Origin of the sequence: Bradyrhizobium sp. PMVTL-01, from assembly GCF_051861855.1 — a bacterium.
Taxonomy (GTDB): domain Bacteria; phylum Pseudomonadota; class Alphaproteobacteria; order Rhizobiales; family Xanthobacteraceae; genus Bradyrhizobium.
This window is the reverse complement of sequence record NZ_CP193982.1, coordinates 4,661,270-4,688,134: the sequence shown is the minus strand read 5'-3', so window position 1 is coordinate 4,688,134 and position 26,865 is coordinate 4,661,270. Positions and strand designations below refer to the sequence as shown.

Here is a 26,865-nt window from a genome sequence, read left to right as displayed (position 1 = left end):
GGATGAGCGCAGCGGAGCCACATCATGTGGATGGACGGGTCAAGCCCGGCCATGATGGGCGGAGAGGGCAACTCGCCTTTCGCTCCCTCTCCGCGCTCGCCTTCACCCTCATCCTCGCCATCATCGGATTCGTCGCCTGGGTCTATTCACTCGGCCCGCTCCCGCTCGACGAGGCGCGGCAGGTCTCCACCACCATCGTCGATCGCAACGGCAAGCTGCTGCGCGCCTATGCGATGGCGGACGGGCGCTGGCGGCTGCCGGTCGGCGTCAGGACCAACGTCGATCCGACATATCTGAAGCTGCTGTTCGCCTATGAGGACCAGCGCTTCTACGGCCATGACGGCATCGATCCGCTGGCGCTCGGCCGCGCCGCGCTGCAACTCGGCACGCGCGGTCATATCGTCTCCGGCGGCTCGACCATCACGATGCAGGTGGCCCGGCTGATCGAGCCGCGGCGGCAGCGCTCGCTCTACGCAAAGCTGCGGCAGATGGTGCGTGCCATCGAAATCGAGCGCATCATGAGCAAGGAGCAGATCCTCGATCTCTATCTCGCGCTCGCGCCCTACGGCGGCAACCTCGAAGGCATCCGCGCAGCCTCGATCGCCTATCTCGGCAAGGAGCCGAAGCGGCTGTCGCTGGCCGAAGCCGCATTGCTGGTCGCGCTGCCGCAATCGCCGGAGACGCGCCGGCTCGACCGCTATCCGGACGCGGCGCGCAAGGCGCGCGATCGCGTGCTCGATCGCATGGTCGAGGAGCATGTGGTCAGCGCAGAAGACGCCAGGCAAGCCAAGGCAGCGCCGGTGCCGGCACTGCGCAAGCCGATGCCGATCCTGGCGCCGCATGCCTCCGACACCGCGCTGTCGACCGTCAAGGATACACCAGTCATCAAGCTGACGCTGGATGCGAATCTGCAGAAGGTGCTGGAGCCCTTGGCGCGCGACCGCGCCGTTGCGCTCGGGCAAAACATCTCGGTCGGCATCATCGTGGTCGACAACGAGAGCGGCGACGTGCTCGCGCGCGTCGGCTCGGCGGATTACTTCGACGAGAGCCGGGCGGGGCAGGTCGACATGACCCGCGCGATCCGCTCGCCGGGCTCGACGCTGAAACCTTTCATCTACGGGCTCGCCTTCGAGGACGGCTTTGTTCATCCCGACAGCCTGATCGACGACCGTCCGGTCCGCTTCGGCTCCTATGCGCCGGAAAATTTCGACATGACCTTCCAGGGCACGGTGCCGGTACGGAAGGCGCTGCAATTGTCCTTGAACGTGCCTGCCATCGTGCTGCTCGACCGCGTCGGATCGAGCCGGCTGGCCTCGCGGCTGCGGCAGGCCGGCGGCAACCTCATCCTGCCCAAGGACGAGGCGCCGGGCCTTGCCATGGGTCTTGGCGGTGTCGGCGTGACGCTGCAGGACCTCGCCCAGCTCTATGCCGGCTTCGCGCGGCTCGGAACCACCAAGCCGCTGCGCGAGATCGTCGCGGCCAAGGACGACCGCGAGCCGCTGCGGCTGCTGGATCAGGTCGCAGCCTGGCAGGTCGGCAGCGTCCTGCTCGGCACGCCGCCGCCGGAGAACGCGGCTCACAACCGGATCGCCTTCAAGACCGGCACCTCCTACGGCTATCGCGACGCCTGGTCGGTCGGCTTCGACGGCCGCATGACCATCGGCGTCTGGGTCGGCCGTCCGGATGGGGCGCCGGTTCCCGGCCTGATCGGCCGCGTGGCCGCGGCGCCGATCCTGTTCGACGCCTTTGCGCGCAGCGGCAAGACGCTGGCCCCGTTGCCGAAGCCGCCGAAGGGAACCCTGGTCGCCAGCAACGCGAAGTTGCCGTTGCCCCTCAAACGGTTCCGCCCGGTCGGAGAGCTGGTCCGGGCCAGCGGCGAGCAGGCGCTGCATATTCAGTTCCCGCTGAACGGCTCGCGGATCGACGTCGATCGCTCGGGCGCGCCCGAGAGCGCCGCCATGCCAGTCAAGGTCGCCGGCGGCGTTCTGCCCATGACCGTGATGGTTAATGGCACCGCGCGCGGCGAGATCGACGGCCGCCGCCAGCGCCTGATCGATCCGCCCGGCCCGGGCTTTGCACGGCTCACCGTGATCGATGCCACGGGCGCGGCGGACACAGTTGTCATTCGAATTCAATGACCCTGCCTTAAGCGGTTGTGGCGATGGCGGTTTCAGCGTAAGCGGAACCAATGGCCGAGACCTACCCCACCCCCCGTTTTGGAGCCCCCCGTGGGCCGAAATCGCCCGTGAATCCGGGCAGCCGGCTCGTGACCATGCTCGATATCGCCACGGCCAGCCACGCCCGTGCGGTCGCTTTCCTGCTGCTATGCGCGCTGCTGCTGTTCCTGCCCGGCTTCTTCACCATCCCGCCGGTCGATCGCGACGAGGCGCGGTTTGCCCAGGCCACCAAGCAGATGGTCGAGAGCGGAGACTACGTCGACATCCGCTTCCAGGAGGACGTCCGCTACAAGAAGCCGGTCGGCATCTACTGGTTGCAATCGGCCGCCGTTCAAGCCGCATCCGCGCTCAAGCTGCCGAAGGCCGAATTACGTATCTGGGTCTACCGGCTGCCGTCGCTGATAGGAGCGCTCGGCGCCGTGCTCATGACCTATTGGGCGGCGCTCGCTTTCGTCACGCGGCGCGCCGCCGTGCTGGCTGCGCTCCTGATGTGCGCCTCGGTACTGCTCGGCGTCGAGGCGCGACTCGCCAAGACCGATGCGATGCTGCTGTTCTGCGTTACCGCCGCGATGGGCGCGATGGCGCGGGCCTACCTGTCCTGGCAGCGCGCCGAGGACGAGACCCATCCGCCCTGGAGCTGGCCCGCGGTATTCTGGACCGCGCTCGCGGTCGGCATCCTGATCAAGGGCCCGCTGATCCTGATGTTCGCCGGGCTCACCATCGTCACGCTCGCGATCCTGGATCGCGACGCCTCCTGGCTGTGGAAGCTGCGCCCGGTGTGGGGCCTAATGTGGATGCTGGTGCTGGTGCTGCCCTGGTTCGTCGCGATCTTCTGGCGCGCGGGCGAAGCCTTCTTCGCCGATTCCGTCGGCGGCGACATGCTCAGCAAGATCGGCGCGCAGGAATCGCACGGCGCGCCGCCCGGATTGTACCTGGCGCTGTTCTGGATCACCTTCTGGCCGGGCGCGCCGCTGGCGGCGATGGCGGTGCCCGCGGTGTGGCGGGCCCGGCGCGAGCCCGGTGCGCAATTCCTGCTGGCCTGGCTAATCCCGTCCTGGATCGTGTTCGAGGCGGTGCTGACCAAGCTGCCGCATTACGTGCTGCCGCTGTACCCGGCGATCGCCATCCTCACCGTCGGCGCGGTGGAGCGGCGCGTGCTGTCGCGCTCCTGGCTCGCGCGCGGCTCGGCCTGGTGGTTCGCGATCCCCGCGGCGGCTTCAATCATCGCGGTCGTGGGGGCGGTGATGCTGACGCGGCAGCCGGCCTTCGTGGCCTGGCCGTTCATCGCGGCCTCGCTGATCTTCGGCCTGTTCGCCTGGTGGCTGTTCGACACCAATCGCGCCGAGCGGTCGGTGCTCAACGCGCTGGTCGCGGCCCTGATGCTGGCGGTCGTGGTCTGGGGCATCGTGCTGCCGTCGCTGACGCCGCTGTTTCCGAGCATCGAGATCGCGCGCGCGCTTCGCAACGTCAGCTGCGTCGGGCCGAAGGCGGCTGCCGCCGGCTATCACGAGCCGAGTCTGGTGTTCCTGACCGGCACGCAGACGCTGCTCACCGACGGCTCGGGCGCGGCGGACTTCCTGCGCCAGGGCAGCTGCCGCTTCGCGCTGATCGAGCAGCGTTCGGAGCGCAACTTCGTGCAGCGCGCCGAGGCGATCGGGCTGCGCTACAAGGTCGGCGCGCGCATCGACGGCTACAATTTCTCGCAAGGGCGCGCGATCTCGATCTCGATCTTCCGCTCGGAAGGCACCGAATAGGATGTCGGCCCCGGCCCATATCGCACCCTATCCCGTGCAATTGCTCACGGTGTCGGGACGTGCGCTGGCACAGCTCGTGCGCTCACCGTCGCATTCGCGCCGCGCCGAGGCCGCACGCAAGCTGGCGCGGCATTCGCTCTGGCTCAGCATGGCGGGCGCGGCCCTGGTCATCACCCTGATGCTGGCGTTCGACCTGACCGAGATCCAGATGATGCCGGCGCGCGGCGCGCCAGGCCTGTGGCCGATTCGCATCCTCACCGATTTCGGCAAGGACGAGTACGTGCTTTCAGCACTGGGCGTCGCGCTCGTGGTCGTGGCGCTCGTCGCGGCGGGACTTCACGGCACCCGACGCGCATTGCTGCTGGGCTTGGGCACACGGCTGCAATTCTTGTTTCTGTCTGTGGCCCTGTCCGTATTCGTCGGCGAGGTCCTGAAATATCTCATCGGCCGCGGGCGTCCGTTCGTCGGCGGCAAGGCCGATCCGTTCAATTTCATCCCGTTCGAGGGGACGGGAGCCTATGCCAGCCTGCCGTCGGGCCATGCGATCACGGCGTTCGCGCTGGCGTTTGCAGTCTCCGCACTCTGGCCGCGGCTGCGGCTGTTCATGTTCACTTACGCGATCGTGATCCTGCTGACCCGGCTCGTGCTGCTCGCGCATCATCCGAGCGACGTCACCGCCGGGGCCCTTGTCGGACTCGTCGGCGCCATGGCCGTTCGCTACTGGTTTGCGGCGCGCCGGCTCGCCTTTGCCATCCGTGCCGACGGCACCATCGTGCCGCTTCCTGGGCCGGTCACAGGGCGCCTCAAAAGGGTTGCCCGCGGGGCATCCGCCCCATAAAAGCGGCTGCCTGCCGGGGCCGCCGGTTCCCCGAGGGGCAGGCCAATTCCAACCACGAGTCTCGATTTGTCGACGTCCCAGCCATCGGTTTCCATCGTCGTTCCCGTGCGCAACGAAGCCGACAATATTGCGCCCCTGATCGAGGAGATCACGACGGCGCTCGACGGCCGCTGGGACTACGAGATCATCTACGTCAATGACGGCTCGACCGATGCGACCGGCGAGCGGCTCAAGGCGATCATGGCGCAGCGAAGCAATCTGCGTCAGCTCCGCCACGCCACCTCAGGCGGCCAGTCGGCCGCGGTGCGCAGCGGCGTGCGCGCGGCGCGCGGGGCGATCGTGGCAACCCTCGACGGCGACGGACAAAACAATCCGGCGTTCCTGCCGGACCTGATCGCTGCGGTCGAGAAAGGGGCGGGGCGGGTCGGCCTCGCCGCGGGGCAGCGCGTCGGGCGCAAGGACACCGGCTTCAAGAAATTCCAGTCGCGCGTAGCCAACAGAGTCCGCAGCGCGATCCTTCAGGACGGCACGCGCGACACCGGCTGCGGATTGAAGGCGTTCCGCCGCGAGGTGTTCCTGATGATGCCCTATTTCGATGGGCTGCATCGCTTCCTGCCGGCGCTCGTGCGCCGCGAGGGCTACGACATCGCCTATGTCGACGTGGTCGACCGGCCGCGTCGGTCCGGCGTGTCCAACTATGGCTTCTTCGACCGGCTGTGGATCGGCATCATGGACCTCGCCGGTGTGTGGTGGCTGATCCGCCGCAAGAAGCCGACACCAGATGTGACTGAGGTGAACGCATGATCATCCAATACGGTCAGGCGCTGAGCAACTATTTCTACGACGTCTTCGTCGCCAAGTTCGACTTCTGGCTCGCGTTCGGCCTCGTCGCGCAGCTGTTCTTCACCGCGCGCTTCCTGGTGCAGTGGATCGCGAGCGAGCGGGCGGGCAACAGCGTGGTGCCGATGGCATTCTGGTTCTGCTCGGTGGGCGGCGGGCTGATGACGCTGGTTTATGGCGTCGTGAAGCGCGAGCCCGTGATCATCCTCGGACAGGCGCTCGCGACAATCATCTATGTCCGCAACATCATGCTGATCATCAAGAACCGCGGCCGCGCGTCGAAGACGCTGGAGCGCTGATCGCGGACGCTAGGGCGGCAGCACCGTTGCCGCGCCTGAGGCGGGCAGGGCGGCTGTCTCCGCATCGCGCCTGCGATAGCGCCCGCCGGCCGCATCCAGCACCGGATAGGCGACCGAGCAGATATGCGAGTGGATGCGGCGCAGGTCGCGCAGCACGTCGAGATGCAGCGAGGTGGTCTCGATGGTCTCGGGCCGGCCCTCGCGCAATCGGTCGAGATGGCGCTCGACGGCGGCAAGCTCGGTGTTCTTGAGAATCGTCTTCTCCACCAGCAGCTTGCGCGCCTCGTTGGCGTCGCCCGACGTGAACACGCCGAAGGCGATCCGCAGCGATTCCATGGTGCGCTTGTGGAAGGCGGCGAGCTCCTCGGCGCCCTCGGCCGAGAACTGGAAGCGGCGCTTGATCTTCTTGGTCGCAAGCTCGCTCAGGCTCTTGTCGATGATGTCGCCGATATGCTCGAGATTGATCGGGGCCGGTGCTGTTCGTGCTCGGCCTCGTCGCCTTCCGCTCCGGCCCGCGCTCGCGGATGAAGGCACCCGGCGCGACGATCCCGCGAGCTATCGGCCGATCGGCAATCTCATCAACCGCGTGGTCGGGATCGCGCTCGTCCTGCCGTTCCTGGGCGCGATCGCCGCGCACATGCATGCCTGGCAGCCGGATCTGGCGAAGATGACGGCGGCCTTCCACATCGCCTTCAACTCCGGCACGGCCATCATCTTCCTCGGGCTGCTCGACACCATGTCGCGCCTGCTGAGGCGGCTGCTGCCGGATCGCGTGCAGGAGACCGACCCGACCCGGCCGCGCTAACTCGACGAGAGCGCGCTGGAGACGCCGTCACTGGCGCTGACCGACGCCGCCCGCGAAGTGCTACGCATGGGCGACCTCGTGGAAATCATGTTGCGCAAGGTGATGAGCGCGATGATGACCGGCGACCGCGCACTGGTCGACCAGGTCTCGAAGATGGACAATGCCGTCGACGGTCTTGACGAGGCCATCAAGCTCTATGTGACCAAGCTGATCCGCGGTAGCCTCGACGAGAGCGAGGGGCGGCGCGCGATGGCGATCGTGTCCTTCCGTCCGCGGATCAACCCTTTGCTGGCGCGTCGGCGTTTACGTTTGCCTCGGTTGCCCGTTCCCGCGGCGCAATGCCTTGTGAGCAGGCTCACATTGCCGCCTTGAGGGCAGCGAAGCCGCGATCGAGATCGGCCTTGAGGTCGTCGGTGCTCTCGAGCCCAATGTGTAGTCGCAGAGTCGGGCCGCCCGGCGCCCACTTGGTCGCGGTGCGATAGGCGTCGCAGTCGAAGGGAATCGCAAGGCTCTCGAAGCCGCCCCAGGAAAAGCCCATGCCGAACAGCTTGAGCGTGTTGAGCATGGTGTCGACGGCCTTCTGCGGCGCCGGCTTCAGCACGATACTGAAGAGACCGGAGGCGCCGGTGAAGTCGCGCTTCCAGATCGCGTGGCCCGGATCGGTGTCGAGCGCCGGATGCAGCACGCGCGCGACCTCGGGTCTTGCGGCGAGCCAACGCGCCATATCGAGGCCCGAACGATGATGTTGCGCGAGGCGCACCGACAGCGTGCGCAGGCCGCGCAGCGCGAGGAAGACGTCATCGGGGCCGGCGCAGACGCCGAGCAGGCGGATGCCTTCTGAAATCTGCGGCCAGGCCTTGGCGTTGGCCGAGATGGTGCCGAACATGATGTCGGAGTGACCGCCGATATATTTGGTGGCGGCCTGCATGCTGATGTCGACGCCCTGTTCGAGCGAGCGGTGATAGAGCGGCGTCGCCCAGGTGTTGTCGTCGATGACGAGTGCGCCGCGCGCATGCGCGACCTCGGCGATGGCCCGGATGTCGGGCATCTCGAACGACTGCGAGCCCGGCGCTTCCACCAGCACGGCGCGGGTGTTGGGCTTGAACAGCTTGTCGATCCCGGCGCCGATCAGTGGATCGAAATAGGTGGTCTCGACGCCATAGCGGGTCAGCATGCCGTTGCAGAAATTGCGCGAGGGCCGATAGACGTTGTCGACGACCAGGATATGGTCGCCGGCCTTCAGCACCGAGAGCAGGGTGGTGGAGATCGCCGAGAGCCCCGACGGCACGATGCCGACGCCTGCGCATTGCGGTCCCTCCAGCGCCATCAGCGTGTCCTGGAACGCCCTGGTGGTCGGGGTGCCGTGGCGGCCATAGGTGAACTCGCCGCGATGGGCGTGCAGGTCCTCGGCGGACGGATAGAGCACGGTCGAGCCGTGGAACACCGGCGGATTGACGAACCCCTTCTGCGCCTTCGTGTCGCGGCCGGAGGTGACCAGCCGGGTCTCGGCCTGTTGCTGGGAGGGGTGCGAGGAATCCATGCGCCTGCTTTCAAAACCACGTTTCCGCCGGGGCGTGTTGCACCGCGCGGGGCGGCCGAAAGGCCGCAGTCGTTAATAACAGAACACAGAAGAGTCCCGTCAACCCCTTGACCCGGCTCGCCAGTCGTTCTGTGATGCGCAGGTGCTATTCAGTCGCCGCATGTTGAGGGGCCTGCCGCGACCTTCGATCCATCGTCTGACCGGACCTTGCGTCACGGCCATCATGGCGGGCGCCTGCGGCGGGGATTAAGGTATGGCCTCCCGGGATCGGCGAGTGTTCGGCAAGGTTTTCCAGCATGACTCTTGCAAGGCTCCCCCTGGCAGAGACGATCCTGAGACAACATTCCTGACCTTGAGACGACCTTGAAAGGCCCACAGCCCATGAATCGCGTAACCCTGGCACTCACCCTCGCTCTCGCCGCCGGCTTGACTGCCCAAGCCGCCGACGCGCAAACGCTCAAGACGGTCAAGGACCGGGGCACGCTGTCCTGCGGCGTCAGCCAGGGCCTGCCGGGTTTCTCTTCGCCCGATGACAAGGGCAACTGGACCGGCCTCGACGTCGACCTCTGCCGCGCAATCGCGGCCGCCATCTTCAACGACCCGACCAAGGTCAAGTTCGTGCCGACCTCGGCCAAGGACCGTTTCACGGCGCTGCAATCCGGCGAAATCGATGTGCTCTCGCGCAACACCACCTGGACCATCTCGCGCGATACCTCACTCGGCGCCAACTTCACCGGCGTGACCTATTATGACGGGCAGGGATTCATGGTGAAGAAGTCGCTGAAGGTGAATTCGGCGCTCGAGCTCAACAGCGCTTCGGTCTGCGTGCAGACCGGCACCACCACGGAGCAGAATCTCGCCGACTACTTCAAGGCCAACAACATGAAGTACGAGGTGATCGCGTTCGGCACCAACGACGAGACCGTCAAGGCCTATGAGGCCGGCCGCTGCGACGTCTTCACCACGGACCAGTCGGGCCTCTACGCCAACCGCCTCAAGCTCGCCAATCCCAACGATCACATGGTGCTCCCCGAAATCATCTCGAAGGAGCCGCTCGGCCCGATGGTGCGCCACGGCGACGACCAGTGGTTCGACATCGTGAAATGGACGCTGTTCGCGCTCGTCACCGCCGAAGAGCTCGGCATCACCTCGAAGAACGTCGACGAGAAGGCGAAGCTGGAGAGCCCCGAGCTGAAACGCGTGCTCGGCAGCGACGGCAATTTCGGCGAACAGCTCGGCCTGACCAAGGACTGGGTGGTGCGGATCGTGAAGGCTACCGGCAATTACGGCGAGGTGTTCGATCGCAACGTCGGGGCCGGCTCGCCGCTCGCCATCAATCGCGGTCTCAACAATCTCTGGAACAAGGGCGGTCTCCAGTACGCGCCGCCGATTCGCTGAGTCCTGCCTGATCAGCGGCGCGCGCCGATGAGCACCGAGGCTCGAAAACCGCCGGCCCAGATCGCGCTGAAGATCAGGCGCATTCTGGGCGGCAAGGCAGGCTGGAACGGCGTCGCCGTCCAGTTTGCCTTCGCGGCGATCCTGGGCTGGATCGGCTACGAGATCGTCTCCAACGCGCGCGCCAACCTCGAGAACCAGCACATCGCCGCCGGCTTCGGCTTCCTGCGGAATAATGCCGGTTTCGACGTCAACCAGACGCTGATCTCCTACACCGGCTCGGACACGTTCCTGCGCGTGTTCGTGGTCGGGCTTCTCAACACGCTCGTGGTCTCGGTGGTCGGCATATTCTTCGCCACCGCGATCGGCTTCGTCGTCGCGCTGTGCCGGCTGTCGCCCAACTGGCTGCTGTCGCGCGTCGGCGAGATCTATGTCGAGATCATCCGCAACCTGCCGCTGCTGTTCCAGATCCTGTTCTGGTACCTGGCGGTGCTGGCGGCGCTGCCCAATCCGAGGCAGAGCATTTCGCTGCTGGGCATCGCCTTCATCAGCAATCGCGGGCTCGTCATTCCCCGTCCGATCGGCGAGAGCGGATTCGAGCCGTTCCTGGCGATGCTGGTCCTCGGCATCGTCGCCTCGCTGGGCTTGCGCTTCTACGCAAGGCGCGCGCTGTTCCAGCGGGGGCAGGTGATCCGTATCTGGCCCTCCGTGCTGGCCTTGCTGTTCGGGCTTCCGCTCGCGACCATGCTGGTGTTCGGTCTGCCCTTCACCTTCGAGCTGCCGCAGCTCAAGGGGTTCAATTTCGCCGGGGGCTCGCGGATCATCCCGGAATTCGTGGCGCTTACGGTGGCCCTGTCGACCTATACCGCCGCCTTCATAGCCGAGATCGTGCGGGCCGGCATCCTGTCGGTGCACAAGGGACAGATGGAGGCGGGCTCCTCGCTCGGCCTCAGCCGCGGCGCCACGCTCCGGTTGATCGTCGTGCCACAGGCCATGCGCGTCATTGTGCCGCCGCTAACCAACCAATATCTCAACCTGACCAAGAATTCCTCGCTGGCGGTCGCGATCGGCTATCCCGACCTCGTGTCGGTGTTCGCCGGCACCTCGCTGAGCCAGACCGGGCAGGCGATCGAGATCATCGCGATGACGATGGGCGTCTATCTCCTGATCTCCCTCGTCACCAGCGCCGTGATGAGCGTCTATGGTTGGCGCGTCAGCCGGAGCCTCGGCGCATGACCGATATCGCCTCATCCTCCTTCGTCCGGCACGATCTGGTGAACGAGCGTCCCGCGCCGGTGAAAACCACGGGCTTCATCGGCTGGGTGCGCACGCGCCTGTTCAACTCGCCGACCAACATCCTGCTCACGATCCTCGGCGCGTTGCTGCTCTGGTTCACCATCGTTCCCAGCGTGAGATTCCTGATGGTGGATGCGGTCTGGAGCGGCAACGACCGCTCGGCCTGCCTCACCGAGAAGGCCGGCTTCGCGGTCGGCGCCTGCTGGCCTTACATCCAGGCCAAGCTGCCGCAGCTGATCTATGGCTTCTATCCTGAGGCCGAGCGCTGGCGGGTCAACCTCACATTCGTCCTGGCGGCGGTCCTGCTGGTGCCGATGCTCGTTCCACGCCTGCCGGCGAAGGGCTTGAATGCCGGCTTGTTTTTCTTCGCCTTTCCCGTCGTCGCATTCTTCCTGCTGCATGGCGGTGGCATCAAGGGCTTTGGCCTGAGCTGGACGGCCGGCCTGCTCGGGCTGTTCGACGACAGCATCATCGGCGCCGGAAACGTCCTGCTCAATCTCAGCAAGACCTCGGCCGTCGCGCCGCTGCTGTGGGTCATCGGCAACCTGATCGTGCTGGTTGGCACGGCGATCCATTGGCTTGTCTTCCCGCTGATCTGGCTGCGTGACCGGATCCAGGACTCGGGCCAGTCGGTCTGGGTCGACTTCGCGATCACGACCGTGGTCGTCTCACTGATCGCCTTCGTCCTCGGCGGCGGCCTGCGCACCGGCTGGCGCGCGTTGGTCTCGAGCGTTGCGACCTTCATCGCCGTGGCGATCGTGACCAAGCTGATGGGGCTCGATCAAGGCGGCTTGCCGGTGGTGCAGACCAGCCTGTGGGGCGGGCTCCTGGTGACGCTGGTGGTCTCGGTCACCGGCATCGTTACCTCGCTGCCGATCGGCATCGCGCTCGCGCTCGGCCGCCGCTCGACCATTCCGCTGATCCGGATCTTCTCGATCGCTTTCATCGAGTTCTGGCGCGGCGTGCCGCTGATCACCGTGCTATTCTTCGCCACCTACATGCTGCCGCTGTTCCTGCCCGGTAATTTCACCGTCGACGGCCTGGTGCGCGCGCTGATCGGCATTGCGCTGTTCACCGGCGCCTATCAGGCCGAGAACGTCCGCGGCGGGCTTGCCGCGATCCCGCGCGGGCAGGGCGAGGCCGCAGCGGCGCTCGGACTGTCCTGGTGGAAGACGACCTCGCTGATCGTGCTGCCGCAGGCGCTACGCCACGTCATTCCGAACCTCGTCAACAGCTTCATCTCGCTGTTCAAGGACACTTCGCTGGTGTCGATCGTGGCGCTGTTCGACCTCCTGGGCTCGCTTCGGGCCTCGTTCTCGGATCCGAAATGGTCGACGCCTTCCACGGCGTTCACCGGGTTCGCCTTCGCCGGGATCATCTATTTCATCTTCTGCTTTGGAATGTCGCGCTACTCGCTGTTCGTCGAGCACCGCCTCAACGCCCACCGCCGCAACTGATCGAGGCCACCATGTCCGACCCCATCGTCAAGATTTCCGGCCTGAACAAATGGTACGGTGAATTTCACGTCCTTCGCGACATCGACCTCGAGGTCAAGAAGGGGGAGCGCATCGTCGTCTGCGGTCCCTCGGGCTCCGGCAAGTCCACGCTGATACGCTGCATCAATGCGCTGGAGGAATTCCAGGAGGGCGAGATCGTCGTCGACGGCATCGAGCTCGGGCCCAATCTCAAGCATATCGACGCCGTGCGCCGCGAGGTCGGCATGGTGTTCCAGAGTTTTAATCTGTTCCCGCACCTCACAGTGCTCGACAATTGCACGCTGGCGCCGATCTGGGTGCGCAACATCCCCAAGAGGGACGCCGAGGCGACCGCGATGAAATTCCTGGAGCGGGTGAAGATCCCCCATCAGGCCAACAAGTTCCCGGGCCAGATGTCCGGCGGCCAGCAGCAGCGTGTCGCCATCGCCCGGGCCCTGACCATGAACCCGAAGGTGATGCTGTTCGACGAGCCGACCTCGGCACTCGACCCCGAGATGGTCAAGGAGGTCCTCGACACCATGGTCGATCTCGCCGAGGAGGGCATGACCATGCTGGTCGTCACCCACGAAATGGGCTTTGCCCGCGAGGTCGCCAACCGCGTCGTGTTCATGGACGCCGGCCAGATCATCGAGGCCAACACCCCGAACGAGTTCTTCGCCAGTCCCCAGCACGCCCGCACAAAGCTGTTCCTGAGCCAGATTCTGCGTTGACTGCCGGCAGTCCGGCCGCCTCGCGGCCTTACCCGCACGCAAGCTTGGCACCATGCGAATCGGCTTGGCTCATCCTCCGGAGAGAAACCTTGCAGAGCAGTCTCGGCGCGCACCAGAACGCGCGATTGCAGAAGAAATTGAAGAAGCAGGCGGACGCAGTCATCTCCTTCGCCATCGAGTCGCTGGGGCGGGGCAGACTTGACGAGGCTGAGACACTCTGCCGCGAGATCCTGAAAGAGGGTTCCGGATCACTTCCACGCGACGAATCTGCTCGGCCTGCGCGCGTTCGACGGCGGATGGCTCGAGGACACGCAATTCCTGCTCGAGCGTGCGAGCATGCTCGATCCGCGTTCGCCCGATGTGCACAGCTTTCCCGAGGCGATCGCAAGTTCTGGCGCGGCTATCGTGCTGCAGCCTCGGAACGGATCGAGGAAGCGTGAGCGGGCCGGGCCGCGGCGACCTCGTGGACGCGCGCCCGGACGTGAGGACCCGGCGAAGATCAGACGAACGGCGGCTTGATGTTGCTGCGCTTCTCCAGCCATTCCGGCACCGGAAGATTCTTGGCGCGCATGAAATCGGCGTTGAACAGCTTGGACTGATAGCGGCTGCCGGAATCGCACAACACGGTCACGATGGTCTTGCCCGGCCCGAGCTGCTTTGCGAGGCGTATCGCGCCCGCAATGTTGATGCCGGTGGAGCCTCCGAGGCACAGTCCTTCGTGCTGGAGGAGGTCGTAGATCACCGACACGGCTTCGGCGTCCGGAATCAGGAAGGCATCGTCGACTTTGGCGGTTTCGATCACGGGCGTGACGCGGCCGAGGCCGATACCTTCAGTGATGGAGTCACCCGGAGTCGATTTGGCCTGGCCGTTCTTGAACAGCTCGTACATCGCAAAACCCTGCGGATCGGCGCAGGCATTGAAGATGCCGGGGTGCTTCTCCTTGAGATAGCGGCTGGTGCCGGCCAGCGTGCCGCCAGTGCCGACCGAGCAGATGAAGCCGTCGATCTTGCCGCCGGTCTGCTCCCAGATCTCGGGCCCCGTCGACTCGTAATGCGCCTTGGCGTTGTCGAGGTTGTTCCACTGGTCGGCGAACAGCACGCCGTTCGGCTCGGTCTTGCGCAGCTCGTCAGCGAGCCTGCGGCCGACATGCTGGTAATTGTTGGGATTGGCGAAAGGAAGGGCGGGGACCTCGATCAGCTCGGCGCCACACAGCTTCAGGAAGTCCTTCTTCTCCTGGCTTTGCGTCTCCGGAATCACAATCAGCGTGCGGTAGCCGCGGGCGCTGGCGACGACCGCGAGCCCGATGCCGGTGTTGCCGGCGGTCGCTTCCACCACGAGACCCCCGGGCTTGAGCTCGCCGCGCTTCTCCGCCTCAAGGATCATCCATTTGCCAGCGCGGTCCTTCACCGACTGGCCGGGATTCATGAACTCGGCCTTGCCCAGGATGATGCAGCCGGTCAATTCCGAGGCGCGCTTGAGCTTGATCAGCGGGGTGTTGCCGATCGCTTCGACAACGTTGGTTCGGAAGGTCATGTCGGGGGAAATCACTGGCAAAGGGTTGATCTGATTGACCAGAACCTAGTGCCTGGGAGCCCAAAGGGGAAGGCTTTTGCGCTGCGGCGAAAGTCCCGGCGCGGCTCGCGGAGTAGCGATATTCCCGAGCAAAGCACCGCGCGAATGATGCCGGCATGCGATCCCGGATGTCGGCGGAACGAATATGCCCGGCGAACGTCGGGACATGGAAGATATCGGTCGTCGCGGCAACTCTCACGGCCAACTGTATCGCGTGCGAGCCGGACCGTGATCGCATGCAAGCCGCTTTGGTCGAACGTGGTTCCTGGCATCGGTGGCCGCGTGTTAGTAAGGCGATCCGTGCAGCCTCGCGAGCGTAGCCGGCCGTGCCCTGAGACGGACCTGAGGGTCGCATGCAGCTCGTTGCTAACCGGTGCAGCCTGATCAAGCCACTCTCAACTGGATGTGGCGCCAATATCACATGAAATCTTGGTAAGCTTGAACGCTCTTCCAGGCGCAGTGAAAAGTCCAGAAGCCTCTGCAAGACAGGCATATCTTGCATTTGATCGATCGCGATGGAAAGGGCGCTGGGCGCGCCGTCTCGCAGCTGCGGGACTGTCCCGCTGTTCCGCGCCCGGCTAGTATGGATTGAGGTTCCGCAGAAAGCATAGCTGTGAACGAGTTGCCACAAGCCCCCCGACTGTCCCGCTGCGAATCGGTTAATCCGGCTCCGCGGTGGCGGCTCGATCTGCCCGGCGGGGGGTGGATGTGACACAGCTTGTTCCGGCGATCGCCGTCTGGCGGTCCTTGGGGTCTGCGTGCCGGGCGCGTCGTGCAGTGCGCTGGCTCGCGGTTGCGTGCTTCGCCGCAAGTTCAGGCGCGTGCGTGCTGACGCAGGATCTTCCCGATCCCGCGCTCGATGTTCCCACACAGTACAAATATGCCGGGAAGGGCGATGCGCCGCCGTCGCTGGATTGGTGGCGCGGCTTCCGGTCCGCCGAGCTGACCCAGCTGATGGAAGAGGCGCAGACCGTCAATCTCGATATCGCTGCCGCCGTCGCGCGCATCGTCCAGGCTGACGCCCAGGCGCGGCAGGCCGGCGCGGCGTTGTTGCCGAGCCTGTCGGGCACCGGCCAGGAGACCTATTCGCGCACCTCCGGCTCTTCGGCCTCGGGGCTGACCAATGGGGGCCGCGAGGTCGTCAACTATCAGGCTTCCCTCAGCGCGAGCTACCAGCTCGACTTCTGGGGCCAGAATCGCGATGCCCTGCAGACGGCGGAGGAGACGGCGAACGCCAACCGCTTCGATCGCGACACGGTCGCGCTGACGACGCTCGCCGCTGTCGCAAATGCCTATTTCCAGTTGCTGGCCTCGCAGGATCGCATCAGGACCTCCGAGCGCAACATCGCGAGCGCGCAGCGCATCCTCGATGCGGTCAAGGAGCGCCGCAAGGCCGGCACAGGCACCGATCTCGACGTTGCGCAGCAGGAGAGCGTGCTCGCCAACCAGAAGGCGCTGGTGCCGCCGCTGCGCCAGACGCTCGACCAGAACCGGAATGCGCTCGCCGTGCTGGTATCGCGCCCGCCGGAAAGCGTGCGCATCGCCGGTGGTTCGCTGAACAGCATCGCGATCCCGCGCGTCACGCCCGGCCTGCCATCGGAGATCCTGACGCAGCGGCCCGACATCCGCCGGCAGGAGGCGCAGCTCGCCTCTGCGACCGCCAATATCGGCAATGCACGCGCGCAGTTCTTCCCCACCATCCAGCTCACCGGCAATGGCGGCTATCAGAGCTCGGCGCTGGTGTCGCTGTTCCAGCCGCATGCGGCGTTCTTCCAGCTCGTCGGCAGCGCGACGCAGCCGATCTTCGACGGCGGCAAGATCCTCGGCAATTTCGAGTTCGCCAAGGCGCGGCAGGACGAATTGCTGCAGACCTACCGCAAGACCATCGTTCAGGCGTTCACCGATGTCGACAATGCGCTGTTCTCGATCAAGCAGACCACGATCAAACTGCAATTGCAGCGCGAGGTCGTCACGGCGTCGCGGCGCGCCTTCGATCTGTCGGAGCAGCAATTGCGCGCCGGCACCGCCGACATCGTGACCGTGCTCAACACCCAACTGACGCTGTTCACGGCGGAAGACGCACTGTCACAGGCGCAACTCGCACGGCTTCTCGCCATCGTCAGCCTGTATCAGGCGCTCGGCGGCGGCTGGGAGCCGCGGATGGAGAAACCGGTCAATGCTCTTTAAGCCGGACAGCAAGCAAGGCGTTAAGGAGGGCATGGCGACCAAGTCGCGCGGCCGCGGCTTTGTCATGACCCTGATCACGCTCGCGATCCTCGGCGGGCTCGGCTATTTCGGATGGACCGTCTGGCATCAGCAGCCACAGCAGGCGAACGGCCGTAACCAGCGGCCCGATCTGCCGGTGCCGGTGCTGGCCGCGACCCCGCGCATCCAGGATGTGCCGGTCTATCTCGACGGCGTCGGCGCGATCCGCGCGCTCAACACCGTGACCGTGCGCTCGCAGGTCGACGGCAAGCTGATCGCGGTCAACTTCACCGAAGGCCAGGACGTCAAGAAGGGGGACGTGCTCGGCGAGATCGATCCCGCGCTCTACCAGGCGACGTACGACCAAGCGGTCGCCAAGAAGGCGCAGGATCTGGCCCAGCTCGCCAACCAGCGCATCGACCTCGCGCGCTACGAGCAGCTCGCTGCATCCAACGCCGGCTCCAAGCAGCAGGCCGACACCCAGCGCGCGCTGGTCGCCCAGACCGAGGCACTGGTCAAGGCCGACCAGGCCGCGATCGACAATGCGGCCGCGACGCTCAGCTACACCAAGATCGTGGCGCCGCTGTCGGGGCGCGCCGGCCTGCGCCAGGTCGACCAGGGCAACATCATCCACGCCTCCGACACCACCGGCCTCGTGGTGATCACGCAATTGCAACCGATCGCGGTGTGGTTCAGCCTTCCGCAGCAGCAGATCATGCGGGTCAATGCAGCCGCCGCAAAGGGCCCGCTCGCGGTCGACGTGTTCGGCAATGACGGCGTCACCGTGATCGACACCGGCAAGCTGACCGGCATCGACAACCAGGTCGACCAGACCACCGGCACGCTCAGGCTCAAGGCCGAATTCCCCAACGCCAATTACCAGCTCTGGCCCGGCCAGTTCGTCAATGTCCGTCTCAAGGTCGAGACCCTGACGCAGGCGCTGGTGGTGCCGACCTCTGCCGTGCAGCGTGGCCCGATCGGCACCTTCAGCTATGTCATCGGCGAGGACAATGTCGTCTCGGCCAAGCCCGTGACGGTGACGCAGCAGAACGAGCATGACGCCGTGATCGCCAGCGGCCTGTCGGCGAACGACAAGGTCGTCACCACGGGCTTTGCCAACCTCTCCGACGGCTCCAAGGTGATCGTCGGCCGCGACGACCAGACGCCGTCGGCCGATCTCGCTCCGCGCAAGCGCTCGCGCGGACCGGATGCCCAGAAGAAGGAGGGCGCCAAGGACGGCCAGAAGGATTCGCAAGGCAAGGACGGCGAGTTCCGCGCCAAGCGAAACAGCAGTGAAGGCGACCAGAAGGGACAGACCGGTCCGGCACCGGGGCCGGGGGCATCGGGATCTGGAGCCAGGCAGCCATGATCCCGACAACAGCCGCCTAGGCGGCAGGCGTATTCCATGGGAGTCTCCGAACCCTTCATCCGCCGGCCCATCGCGACCTCGCTGCTCGGCATCGCGCTCTTGATCGGCGGGCTGCTCGGCTATCTCGCGCTGCCGGTCTCGGCGCTGCCGCAGGTCGACTTCCCGACCGTGCAGGTGACGACGCAGCTGCCGGGCGCGAGCCCCGACGTGATCGCCTCGCTGATCACCGCGCCCCTGGAGCGGCAGCTCGGCCAGATCCCGTCGCTGTCGGCGATGAACTCGACGAGCTCGTTCGGCGTCAGCCAGATCTCTCTGCAGTTCGACCTCAACCGCGACATCGACGGTGCGACGCAGGACGTGCAGGCCGCAATCAACGCGGCCGCCGGCGTGCTGCCGAAGACGCTGCCTTATCCGCCGACCTACGCCAAGGTGAATCCTGCGGACGCGCCGGTCATGACACTGGCGCTGCGCTCCGACACGATCTCGCTGCGCGCGATGAGCGACATCGCCGATACGATTCTGGCGCAGCGCTTGAGCCAGATTTCAGGGGTGGGGCGCGTTTCCGTGCTCGGCGGGCTGAAGCCGGCCGTGCGCATCCAGGCGGATCTGGCGCGCCTTGCGGCCTATGGCATCGCCATGGAGGATCTGCGCACCGCGATCGCCAATGCCAACGTATCGGGACCTAAGGGCTCGCTCGACGGCGCGCAGCAATCCTACATCATCGCCGCCAACGACCAGATCGCCGCCGCCGAGGCCTACAAGCCCGTCATCATCGCCTATCGCAACGGCGCGCCTGTTACCATCGCCGACGTCGCGCAGATCGTCGACGGCCTCGAGAACGACCGGACCGGCGGCTGGTACCAGGGCACGCCGGCCGTCATCATCGACATCCAGCGCCAGCCCGGCGCCAACGTGATCGACGTCGTCAGCCAGATCCGCGCCGAAATCCCTAAAGTGCAGCGCGCCATTCCGGCCGGCGTCAACCTCACCATCGTGTCCGACCGCACCGTCACGATCCGCGCCTCGGTGCGCGACGTGCAGTTCACGCTGATCCTCAGCGTGGTCCTGGTGACATTGGTGGTGCTGCTGTTCCTGCGCTCGCTGCGGGCCACGCTGATCGCGGGCGTGGCACTGCCGCTGTCGCTGATCACGAGCTTCGGCATCATGTATTTTGCCGGCTTCAGTCTCGACAATCTGTCGCTGATGGCGCTGACGATCGGCACCGGTTTCGTCGTCGACGACGCCATCGTCATGATCGAGAACATCGTCCGCCACATGGAGAACGGCGACGGACCGATGGAAGCGTCGCTCAAGGGCGCCAGCGAAATCGGCTTCACGGTGATCTCGCTGACGGTGTCGCTGATCGCGGTGTTCATCCCGCTTCTGTTCATGTCGGGCCTCGTCGGGCGCATGTTCCGCGAATTCGCGCTGACGCTGACCATTGCGGTCGTGACCTCCGCCGTGGTGTCGCTGACACTGACGCCGATGATGTGCTCGCGGCTGCTCAAGCACGCGCACGAGGAACTGGCAGTGCCGGGCCTTGCCGCCATCAGCCGCTTCATCGACCGCACTGTCGAATTCTATCACCGGACGCTGCTCGTGGTTTTGCAGCACCAGCGCCTCACGCTGGTCGTGACCTTCGCGACCCTGATTGCGACCCTCGTTCTCTACGTCGTCGCGCCAAAGGGCTTCCTGCCGCTGCAGGATACTGCTTCGATCACGGCGGTGACGGAGGCGGGGCCCGACGTCTCGTTCGCGGAGATGCAGAAGCGGCAGGAGGAGGCGGCCGACACCATCAAGGCCGACCCTGATGTGGTCGGTGTCGTCTCGGTGATCGGCGCAGGCTCGGTCAACCCGACCACCAATGTCGGGCGTTTGGTCATGACGTTGAAGCCGCGCGGCGAGCGGCGCGACGACGTCGGCGTGGTCGTGACCCGGCTGAAGGAGCGGGTTTCCGGCATCCCCGGCATGACCGTCTATTTCCAGCCGGTGCAGGATGTGCAGATCTCGACCCAGTCGAGCCGCTCGCAGTACCAGTACACGCTGACCGGCACCGACGCGGCACTGGTCTCTGAATGGGCGCGCAAGCTCGTTGCGGAGATGCGGCGCGATCCTTTGTTCCGCGACGTCTCCTCGGAAGCGCAGGAGGGCGGCCTCCGGGCGCAGCTCGACGTCGACCGGACCCGGGCCGGCCAGCTCGGCGTCAGCCTCCAGGCCATCACCGACACGCTGAACGACGCCTTCGCGCAGCGGCAGATCTCGACCATCTATGGACAGGCCAACCAGTACCGCGTGGTGCTGGAGGCGCTGCCGATGTACCAGCGCGATCCCTCGATCCTGTCAAAGCTCTATCTGCCGGGTGCTGCGAGCTCGACCGCCGGCGCGCCGAGCGCGCAGGTGCCGCTCTCGGCCGTGGCGACGCTGAAGCGGACCACGGCGCCGCTCGCGATCTCGCACCAGGCGCAATTCCCGTCGATCTCGCTCAGCTTCAACCTGGCGCCGGGCGCCGCGCTCGGCGATGCGGTCGAGGCGGTGAAGACCATCGAGACCCGGATTGGCATGCCCAACAGCATCGTCGGCGTCTACGCCGGCGACGCCGCCGAATTCGCCAAGGCGCTCGCTGGCCAGCCCTGGCTGCTGCTGGCCGCCGTGATCACGATCTACATCGTGCTGGGCGTGCTCTATGAGAGCTACATCCACCCGATCACGATCCTGTCGACGCTGCCCTCGGCCGGCGTCGGCGCCATCCTGGCGCTGGTGCTGTGCGGGCAGGATCTCTCGGTGATCGGCCTGATCGGCATCATCCTCTTGATGGGTATCGTCAAGAAGAACGCGATCATGATGATCGACTTCGCGCTCGAGGCCGAGCGCGGGCAGGGGATGTCGCCCAACGAGGCGATCGTGCAGGCGTGCCTGCTGCGTTTCCGCCCGATCATGATGACGACGCTGGCGGCGCTGTTCGGCGCGCTGCCGCTGGCGATCGAGAGCGGGACCGGCGCCGAGCTGCGCTTCCCGCTCGGCATCTCCATCATCGGCGGCCTGCTGCTGAGCCAGCTCCTGACGCTCTACACCACGCCCGTGATCTATCTCGCGCTCGATCGCATCAACCGCCGCCTCGAGCAGGCGCTGCCGCCGGCGCAATCCGGTGGCCCGCCGGTCGCGGGCGCGACCGAGGGGATGCAGTGATGGCATCGATCTCGGAGCCCTTCATCCGCCGCCCGGTTGCGACCACGCTGCTGTCGATCGGGCTGTTTCTGCTGGGTGTCGTCGCCTACGAGTTCCTCCCCGTCGCCTCGGTCCCCAACGTCGACTTCCCCGCCATCTTCGTGTCGGCCAGCCGGCCGGGCGCGGACCCGTCCGTGATGGCCGCGACGGTGGCCTCGCCGCTGGAGCGGCGCCTCGGCGAAATATCGGGCATCAACCAGATCACCTCGACCTCGTCGCTCGGCACGACCAACATCCAGCTCCAGTTCGATATCGGCCGCAACATCGACAAGGCCGCGCGCGACGTGCAGGCAGCCATCAACGCCTCGCTGGTTGACCTGCCGAGCGACCTTCCGACGCTGCCGAAGTTCAGGAAGGCGAACACGGCCGGCGCACCTGTCTTCGTGCTGGCGCTGACCTCGAAGACGCTGTCGGCGAGCGCGATCTACGACGTCGCCGATACCGTGCTGGCGCAGCGCATCTCCCAGGTGCCGGGCGTCGGCGACGTGACGGTGTCGGGCGCCGACCAGCCGGCCGTGCGGGTGCAGCTCAATCCGGTCGCACTCTCGAATGCCGGCATTGCCACCGACGACGTCCGGACCGCGATCATCAACGCCAATCCGCTCGGTCCGGTCGGCATCTTCAACGGCGAGCGCCAGAGCGAGACGCTGTCGCTGAACAGGCAGATGCGCACCGCGAAGGAGTTCCGCGACATCGTCATCAAGAGCTCGAACGGCAATTTCGTCCGGCTCTCCGACGTCGCTGACATCGAGGATTCCGTCCGCAACGCCCGCTCGATCGCCTGGTTCAACAAGCAGCCGGCGGTGCTGATCCAGATCACCAAGCAGGGCGATGCCAACGTCATCGACACCGTCGACCGGGTGAAGGCGCTGATCCCCGATCTGAAGCAGTGGATTCCGGCCGGCATCGAGATCTCGACCCTGGTCGATCGAACCGGGACGATCCGCGCCAGCGTGCTGGACATGCAATGGACGCTGCTTGCGACCGCATTCCTCGTGATGATCGTGGTGTTCGTGTTCCTGCGGCGGTCGACGCCGACGATCGCCGCCGGAATCTCGGTGCCGCTGGCGCTGGCCGGCACCTGCGCCGGCATGTGGGTCGCGGGCTTCTCGATCGACAATCTGTCGCTGATGGCGCTCGCCATCTCGGTGGGCTTCGTGGTCGACGACGCCATCGTCATGATCGAGAACATGTTCCGCAATCTCGAGCACGGCATGCGGCCGTTCCAGGCGGCACAGGAAGGGGCCAGGCAGATCGGCTTCACCGTCGTCTCGATCAGCCTGTCGCTGATCGCCGCCTTCACGCCGCTGATCTTCATGGACGGAATCGTCGGCCGTCTGCTGCGCGAATTTTCGCTGACGCTGACCTTCGCGATCCTGGTCTCGACGCTGGTGTCGCTGACGGTCACGCCGATGATCTGCGCCCATTACATCCGGCAGACGACCTCCGGTACCGCGACGCTGTTCGACCGGATCATCGAGGGCTCGCTGTCGCGCATCGTCGCCTTCTACGCTCGCACCTTACGGACGGTGCTGGAGTATCCGATGCTGACCTTGCTGGTGTTCTTCGCCACCATCGGCCTCACCGTGACGCTCTACATCAAGGTGCCCAAGGGCTACTTTCCGACCGACGATTCCGGATTCGTCATCGGCGCGACGCGCGCCTCGGCCGACATCTCGTTCCAGTCGATGCTCGACCTGCAGCAGCGGCTCGCCGACATCGTGATGCGGGATCCGGCCGTGGCCGGGATCGGCTCGACCGTCGGCAGCGGAGGCGGCGGGCCGGGCGCGGCAACCTCGAACCGTGGCACCATGTTCATCAGCCTGAAGCCGCCGGAGGAGCGCGACCACGTCTCCACGCAAGTGGTGATCGACCGCCTCCGGCGTGCGTTGTACCCGGTGCCCGGCATCCGCCTCTTCATGTTCGCCGCCCAGGACGTGCGCGCGGGCGGACGGCAGAGCGACTCCGACTACCAGTACACGCTCTCCTCGACCAACCTCGACCTGTTGCAGAAATGGGCACCGATCGTCGCCAAGCGCATGGAGAGTGTCGAAGGCATCACCGATATTTCCAGCGATCGCGATCCCGGCGGGCTGCAACTGACCTTGTCGATCGACCGCCAGAAGGCCTCGGCGCTTGGCGTCCGCGTCCAGGATATCGACAACGCGCTGAACAACGCGTTCTCGCAACGGCAGATCTCGATCATCTACACCCAGCGCAACCAGTACATGACCGTGCTGGAGATCGACCCGAAATTCCAGGTTGATCCCTCCAATCTCGACCGCATCTACGTCGCCGGCGCTGGCGACGTGCAGGTGCCGCTGTCGGCCGTGGTGCATGCGACGCGCGGGCTGGCCGCGCTCGCGGTCTATCATTCGCAATCGTTCCCTTCGACCACGGTGTCGTTCAACCTCTTGCCCGATGTGCCGCTCCAGGCTGCCACGCAGAACATCCAGCGCGCGGTCGAGGAGTTGCACATGCCCGAAGGCATCCGCGGCAGCTTTGACGGCAATGCCGGCGATTTCGCCAGGACCAGCGGGCGCCAGCCGCTGCTGATCCTCGGCGCGCTGGTGGCGATGTATATCGTGCTGGGGGTGCTCTACGAGAGCCTTGCCCATCCGCTCACGATCATCTCGACGTTGCCCTCGGCCGGCCTCGGCGCGCTGCTGGCCTTGCAGGTGACCAACACGCCGCTGACGGTCATCGCCTTCGTCGGGATCATCCTGTTGATCGGCATCGTCAAGAAGAACGGCATCATGATGGTCGACTTCGCGCTCGACGCCGAGCGCCAGCGCGGCCTGTCCTCGGCGGAGGCGATCTTCGAGGCCTGTCAGGCGCGCTTCCGGCCCATCCTGATGACGACCATGGCGGCGCTGTTCGCCGGTATCCCGCTGGTCATCGCAACCGGCCCGGGCACGGAGCTGCGCCGTCCGCTCGGCATCACCATCATCGGCGGCCTGTTCGTCTCGCAGATCCTGACGCTCTACACCACGCCCGTGATCTACCTCCTGATCGACCGCCTGCGGCGTCGCTCCGGGCGGCGTCCAGTGCCCGCGCCAGCGGAATAGGTTGTTGCAGGACTGCGCGAAGCGTATAGCGGCGACCATGTCGAATCCGTCCGAGAGCCCAGCCGCCGCGCCCGAGCCGATCCCCGAATGCCAGCACTGCCAGAAGCCCATGCCGTTCTGCATCTGCGACAGTGTTAGGCCGATCGAAAACAGGCTTTCGCTGCTGATCCTGCAGCATCCGCAGGAGCAGGACAGGGCGCTCGGCACCGCGCGGCTGCTGGCAAAGCATTTTGCAGATGCCACGGTGCGGGTCGGCCTGTCCTGGCCGAGCCTGTCGAAGGCGCTGGGCCGGCCGGTCGAGAACGCTGCGCGCTGGGGCGTGCTCTATCTCGGCTCGGCCCGCGCGGCCGATCTCGAGGCCGAGGCTGAGATCGTCGCGCTGAACCGCAAGGGCGAGGTCGCCGAGAACCAGCGCGTGATCCTGGGCAAGCTCGAAGGCATCGTGCTGCTCGACGGCACCTGGAGCCAGGCCAAGGCCTTGTGGTGGCGCAATCCGTGGATGCTGAAATGCCAGCGCGTGATCCTCAACCCGAAGAGCCCCTCGCGATACGGACGCCTGCGCAAGGAGCCGCGCCGCGACGGCCTCTCGACCATCGAAGCGGCCGCGACGATCCTGGCCGGCCTCGAACGGCGTCCCGACATCGCCCAGACGCTGCATGCCAGTTTCGAGCGGATGCTGGCCCGCTACCGCGAGGTCCAGGCCGAGATGCCGGAGCTGGCGCCAATGCCCGCCGCCAAGGGCCGCCGCGATTTCCGGCGCCGCAAGGGCGCCTGACTTGGGTCCTCATCGGAAGAGGCGATCGCCGCCAAAGTCGGACGAAGGCGGTTGCCTAAGCCATTGATCCCCTATATTGGTCCGCCCTTACGGGGCCACGTGGCGGAGTGGTTACGCAACGGTCTGCAAAGCAGACGATTTCCGTAACAAGATCAAGCCAACTTCCGAGGCTGACCACGGTTTTCAGGGATTTTTTACCCCTGTTTTTCCCGCGGAAATGCGAGTTTCGGAAATTTCCCCGGCCCCTTCCGTGAGTGCTGTCACCTTGTGCGCGTGCCGTTTCCGCGTCGCCGCCAGTGCGCGTTTCTCGGTCCTCTTCGCGTAGCCCTCGTAGGCCTTGGACTTGTGGCCGGACAGCGCACGGCCCTGGCCGTCAGTGAGCTCGGCTTCCTCGAGCTCGGTCATGCCGCCGTGCCGGCAGGCGTCGAGGGTGAACGTAGCGGGTAGATTCAGCTGCTCGCGCAGGCCCCGCACCAGGCGCCCCATCTGCATGATGTCCCACTTGACCGGGCCGCCCGGCCGCTCACGCATAACGATGCCGAGGCCGAGCTTCGGCACCTTGGCCAGCACGTCCTCGGCCTCCTCGTAGAACAACACGCGCGAGCGCTCGCCGGTGGCGAGATCGGTCACCACCTCCTCGAGGGGGTGCAGCACCATCTCCCCAGTCTTGTGGTGCTCGATCCGGATCTGGTTGGGGTGACTGGCCCCGCGGTAATCGTTCCAGGTCACGTAACCCGCCAGCACGTTCTCTGGGCGCTGGAGCCACTCAAAGCAGATGACGGCGGCGGCGGCGGCGTCCGGATGGCCCGCGTTCACGGCGCCCCAGGCGAACGTGTAGACGTCGTCGCGCGTGGCGGCCGGCTTCGTGGCCTTCCGGCGCCGGGTCATCGCTACGCCTTCCCAGGGGTTCCAGACCGGCGTCTCGCCGACCTGCGCACCCTGGATGAAGAACCCGGGGTGCAGGCGGTGAACCACCTTCCAGGCATGTCGGCAGACCGCCACGACCTTCTCGGCAGTCCTTGGCCGCGTCTTTTTGCCTTTGCGGCTCGGGGTGTCGCGGACGATCTCGTAGAGCTTGTCGGCCGCGGCCGGCGTGATCGAGGCCACCAGCTTATCGCCGATGCGCTGGCCGCTCTTGCCGCGGATGTTCGCGAGCAGGTCCATCGTGCGCTCATGGTCGGGCGCGGTCCGCTTCGAGACGCGCTCCTTCCAGTCATTCGAGGTGCGGTAGGTCTTGAACAGCCAGTCGACAGTGCCTGGCGCCAGCTTGGCCTTCGGCGCCGGCGCCTCGCCTAGGCGGATCCGGTCCCAGTCGTCGAACAGGCCGTTGAGGGTCCGGGCCCTGGTGCAGGCCGAGTCGAAATCCGCTCCCAGCGCCGTCTCGTGCTCGGCGTGAAGCGTGCAGCCCAATTTCTTGTAATAGCTCGGGAGTTCCCAATAGTAGCGGGTCTGGCCGGAGACCTGCTTCGGCCGCACGAACCGGGGCAGCTCCTTCGCCAC

At 66.0% G+C, this 26,865-nt stretch carries 17 protein-coding genes and 2 pseudogenes; 15 read left to right on the top strand and 4 right to left on the bottom strand.

Annotated elements, in window-relative coordinates:
* Nucleotides 1–2: 2 nt before the first annotated feature.
* From pbpC to ACRQ5Q_RS22700, 5 genes are all read left to right on the top strand, one after another.
* Nucleotides 3–2,138 carry a penicillin-binding protein 1C gene (gene pbpC, locus ACRQ5Q_RS22720; RefSeq protein ID WP_439392401.1) on the top strand — a complete coding sequence of 712 codons (2,136 nt, stop codon included), beginning with the start codon at nucleotides 3–5 and terminating at the stop codon, nucleotides 2,136–2,138.
* Nucleotides 2,139–2,188: 50 nt separating this feature from the next.
* Nucleotides 2,189–3,931 carry an ArnT family glycosyltransferase gene (locus ACRQ5Q_RS22715; protein ID WP_439375445.1) on the top strand — a complete coding sequence of 581 codons (1,743 nt, stop codon included), beginning with the start codon at nucleotides 2,189–2,191 and terminating at the stop codon, nucleotides 3,929–3,931.
* A gap of 1 nt (nucleotide 3,932) precedes the next feature.
* The gene (locus ACRQ5Q_RS22710; RefSeq protein WP_439375446.1) at nucleotides 3,933–4,769 is read left to right on the top strand and encodes a phosphatase PAP2 family protein; all 837 of its coding nucleotides are present in this window, start codon (nucleotides 3,933–3,935) and stop codon (nucleotides 4,767–4,769) included.
* A gap of 66 nt (nucleotides 4,770–4,835) precedes the next feature.
* Complete coding sequence (locus ACRQ5Q_RS22705; RefSeq protein WP_439375447.1) at nucleotides 4,836–5,573, top strand: glycosyltransferase family 2 protein; 738 nt, start codon at nucleotides 4,836–4,838, stop codon at nucleotides 5,571–5,573.
* Nucleotides 5,570–5,908 (top strand): lipid-A-disaccharide synthase N-terminal domain-containing protein, encoded by a 339-nt coding sequence (locus tag ACRQ5Q_RS22700; protein ID WP_439375448.1) that lies wholly within the window; start codon nucleotides 5,570–5,572, stop codon nucleotides 5,906–5,908. Before ACRQ5Q_RS22705 ends, ACRQ5Q_RS22700 begins: the two co-directional genes overlap by 4 nt.
* 9 nt (nucleotides 5,909–5,917) lie before the next feature.
* On the opposite strand, the pseudogene ACRQ5Q_RS22695 reads toward ACRQ5Q_RS22700, so the two are convergent.
* Nucleotides 5,918–6,373: pseudogene (locus ACRQ5Q_RS22695) on the bottom strand (PhoU domain-containing protein); the annotation flags it as partial.
* Nucleotides 6,374–6,434: 61 nt separating this feature from the next.
* Here ACRQ5Q_RS22695 and ACRQ5Q_RS22690 point away from each other — a divergent pair.
* Nucleotides 6,435–6,980: pseudogene (locus ACRQ5Q_RS22690) on the top strand (PhoU domain-containing protein); the annotation flags it as partial.
* A gap of 88 nt (nucleotides 6,981–7,068) precedes the next feature.
* On the opposite strand, the gene metC reads toward ACRQ5Q_RS22690, so the two are convergent.
* On the bottom strand, nucleotides 7,069–8,253 hold the full coding sequence (metC, locus tag ACRQ5Q_RS22685) for a cystathionine beta-lyase (protein WP_439392400.1): 1,185 nt from the start codon (nucleotides 8,251–8,253) through the stop codon (nucleotides 7,069–7,071).
* A 381-nt stretch (nucleotides 8,254–8,634) separates the two neighbouring features.
* Here metC and ACRQ5Q_RS22680 point away from each other — a divergent pair, with 381 nt between their 5' ends.
* From ACRQ5Q_RS22680 to ACRQ5Q_RS22665, 4 genes are read left to right on the top strand one after another with little or no spacing between them, the layout of a single operon-like run.
* The gene (locus ACRQ5Q_RS22680; protein ID WP_439392399.1) at nucleotides 8,635–9,651 is read left to right on the top strand and encodes an amino acid ABC transporter substrate-binding protein; all 1,017 of its coding nucleotides are present in this window, start codon (nucleotides 8,635–8,637) and stop codon (nucleotides 9,649–9,651) included.
* 27 nt (nucleotides 9,652–9,678) lie between these two features.
* Nucleotides 9,679–10,884 (top strand): amino acid ABC transporter permease, encoded by a 1,206-nt coding sequence (locus tag ACRQ5Q_RS22675; protein WP_439375451.1) that lies wholly within the window; start codon nucleotides 9,679–9,681, stop codon nucleotides 10,882–10,884.
* Entirely contained in the window at nucleotides 10,881–12,401 is a 1,521-nt protein-coding gene (locus ACRQ5Q_RS22670; RefSeq protein WP_439375452.1) for an amino acid ABC transporter permease, read from the top strand. The genes ACRQ5Q_RS22675 and ACRQ5Q_RS22670 overlap by 4 nt, the downstream gene beginning before the upstream one ends.
* An 11-nt stretch (nucleotides 12,402–12,412) precedes the next feature.
* Nucleotides 12,413–13,150, top strand: a complete 738-nt coding sequence (locus ACRQ5Q_RS22665; RefSeq protein ID WP_439375453.1) for an amino acid ABC transporter ATP-binding protein — start codon at nucleotides 12,413–12,415, stop codon at nucleotides 13,148–13,150.
* A gap of 499 nt (nucleotides 13,151–13,649) precedes the next feature.
* On the opposite strand, the gene ACRQ5Q_RS22660 is transcribed toward ACRQ5Q_RS22665, so the two are convergent.
* Nucleotides 13,650–14,684 carry a cysteine synthase A gene (locus ACRQ5Q_RS22660; protein WP_439392398.1) on the bottom strand — a complete coding sequence of 345 codons (1,035 nt, stop codon included), beginning with the start codon at nucleotides 14,682–14,684 and terminating at the stop codon, nucleotides 13,650–13,652.
* 741 nt (nucleotides 14,685–15,425) lie between these two features.
* Between ACRQ5Q_RS22660 and ACRQ5Q_RS22655 the strand changes: the two genes are divergently transcribed.
* The 5 genes from ACRQ5Q_RS22655 to ACRQ5Q_RS22635 are packed head-to-tail and all read left to right on the top strand — an operon-like array spanning nucleotide 15,426 to nucleotide 25,365.
* Nucleotides 15,426–16,910 carry an efflux transporter outer membrane subunit gene (locus ACRQ5Q_RS22655; protein WP_439392397.1) on the top strand — a complete coding sequence of 495 codons (1,485 nt, stop codon included), beginning with the start codon at nucleotides 15,426–15,428 and terminating at the stop codon, nucleotides 16,908–16,910.
* Nucleotides 16,900–18,297 carry an efflux RND transporter periplasmic adaptor subunit gene (locus ACRQ5Q_RS22650; RefSeq protein ID WP_439375457.1) on the top strand — a complete coding sequence of 466 codons (1,398 nt, stop codon included), beginning with the start codon at nucleotides 16,900–16,902 and terminating at the stop codon, nucleotides 18,295–18,297. Before ACRQ5Q_RS22655 ends, ACRQ5Q_RS22650 begins: the two co-directional genes overlap by 11 nt.
* 36 nt (nucleotides 18,298–18,333) lie before the next feature.
* The gene (locus ACRQ5Q_RS22645) at nucleotides 18,334–21,483 is read left to right on the top strand and encodes an efflux RND transporter permease subunit (RefSeq protein ID WP_439392396.1); all 3,150 of its coding nucleotides are present in this window, start codon (nucleotides 18,334–18,336) and stop codon (nucleotides 21,481–21,483) included.
* The gene (locus ACRQ5Q_RS22640; RefSeq protein ID WP_439375459.1) at nucleotides 21,483–24,590 is read left to right on the top strand and encodes an efflux RND transporter permease subunit; all 3,108 of its coding nucleotides are present in this window, start codon (nucleotides 21,483–21,485) and stop codon (nucleotides 24,588–24,590) included. Before ACRQ5Q_RS22645 ends, ACRQ5Q_RS22640 begins: the two co-directional genes overlap by 1 nt.
* 37 nt (nucleotides 24,591–24,627) lie before the next feature.
* A complete protein-coding gene (locus ACRQ5Q_RS22635) occupies nucleotides 24,628–25,365 on the top strand; it encodes a tRNA-uridine aminocarboxypropyltransferase (protein WP_439367959.1) in 738 nt (245 codons plus the stop codon).
* A gap of 183 nt (nucleotides 25,366–25,548) precedes the next feature.
* Here the strand turns inward: ACRQ5Q_RS22635 and ACRQ5Q_RS22630 are convergent, their stop codons facing one another.
* The gene (locus ACRQ5Q_RS22630) at nucleotides 25,549–26,865 is read right to left on the bottom strand and encodes a hypothetical protein (protein ID WP_439392395.1); all 1,317 of its coding nucleotides are present in this window, start codon (nucleotides 26,863–26,865) and stop codon (nucleotides 25,549–25,551) included.

What these genes read in the sequence shown, in the direction of transcription:
- pbpC (WP_439392401.1), top strand. Translation starts at nt 3, where the DNA reads ATGAGCGCAGCGGAGCCACATCATGTGGATGGACGGGTCAAGCCCGGC.
- ACRQ5Q_RS22715 (WP_439375445.1), top strand. Translation starts at nt 2,189, where the DNA reads ATGGCCGAGACCTACCCCACCCCCCGTTTTGGAGCCCCCCGTGGGCCG.
- ACRQ5Q_RS22710 (WP_439375446.1), top strand. Translation starts at nt 3,933, where the DNA reads ATGTCGGCCCCGGCCCATATCGCACCCTATCCCGTGCAATTGCTCACG.
- ACRQ5Q_RS22700 (WP_439375448.1), top strand. Translation starts at nt 5,570, where the DNA reads ATGATCATCCAATACGGTCAGGCGCTGAGCAACTATTTCTACGACGTC.
- metC (WP_439392400.1), bottom strand. Translation starts at nt 8,253, where the DNA reads ATGGATTCCTCGCACCCCTCCCAGCAACAGGCCGAGACCCGGCTGGTC.
- ACRQ5Q_RS22680 (WP_439392399.1), top strand. Translation starts at nt 8,635, where the DNA reads ATGAATCGCGTAACCCTGGCACTCACCCTCGCTCTCGCCGCCGGCTTG.
- ACRQ5Q_RS22675 (WP_439375451.1), top strand. Translation starts at nt 9,679, where the DNA reads ATGAGCACCGAGGCTCGAAAACCGCCGGCCCAGATCGCGCTGAAGATC.
- ACRQ5Q_RS22670 (WP_439375452.1), top strand. Translation starts at nt 10,881, where the DNA reads ATGACCGATATCGCCTCATCCTCCTTCGTCCGGCACGATCTGGTGAAC.
- ACRQ5Q_RS22665 (WP_439375453.1), top strand. Translation starts at nt 12,413, where the DNA reads ATGTCCGACCCCATCGTCAAGATTTCCGGCCTGAACAAATGGTACGGT.
- ACRQ5Q_RS22660 (WP_439392398.1), bottom strand. Translation starts at nt 14,684, where the DNA reads ATGACCTTCCGAACCAACGTTGTCGAAGCGATCGGCAACACCCCGCTG.
- ACRQ5Q_RS22650 (WP_439375457.1), top strand. Translation starts at nt 16,900, where the DNA reads ATGCTCTTTAAGCCGGACAGCAAGCAAGGCGTTAAGGAGGGCATGGCG.
- ACRQ5Q_RS22645 (WP_439392396.1), top strand. Translation starts at nt 18,334, where the DNA reads ATGGGAGTCTCCGAACCCTTCATCCGCCGGCCCATCGCGACCTCGCTG.
- ACRQ5Q_RS22640 (WP_439375459.1), top strand. Translation starts at nt 21,483, where the DNA reads ATGGCATCGATCTCGGAGCCCTTCATCCGCCGCCCGGTTGCGACCACG.
- ACRQ5Q_RS22635 (WP_439367959.1), top strand. Translation starts at nt 24,628, where the DNA reads ATGTCGAATCCGTCCGAGAGCCCAGCCGCCGCGCCCGAGCCGATCCCC.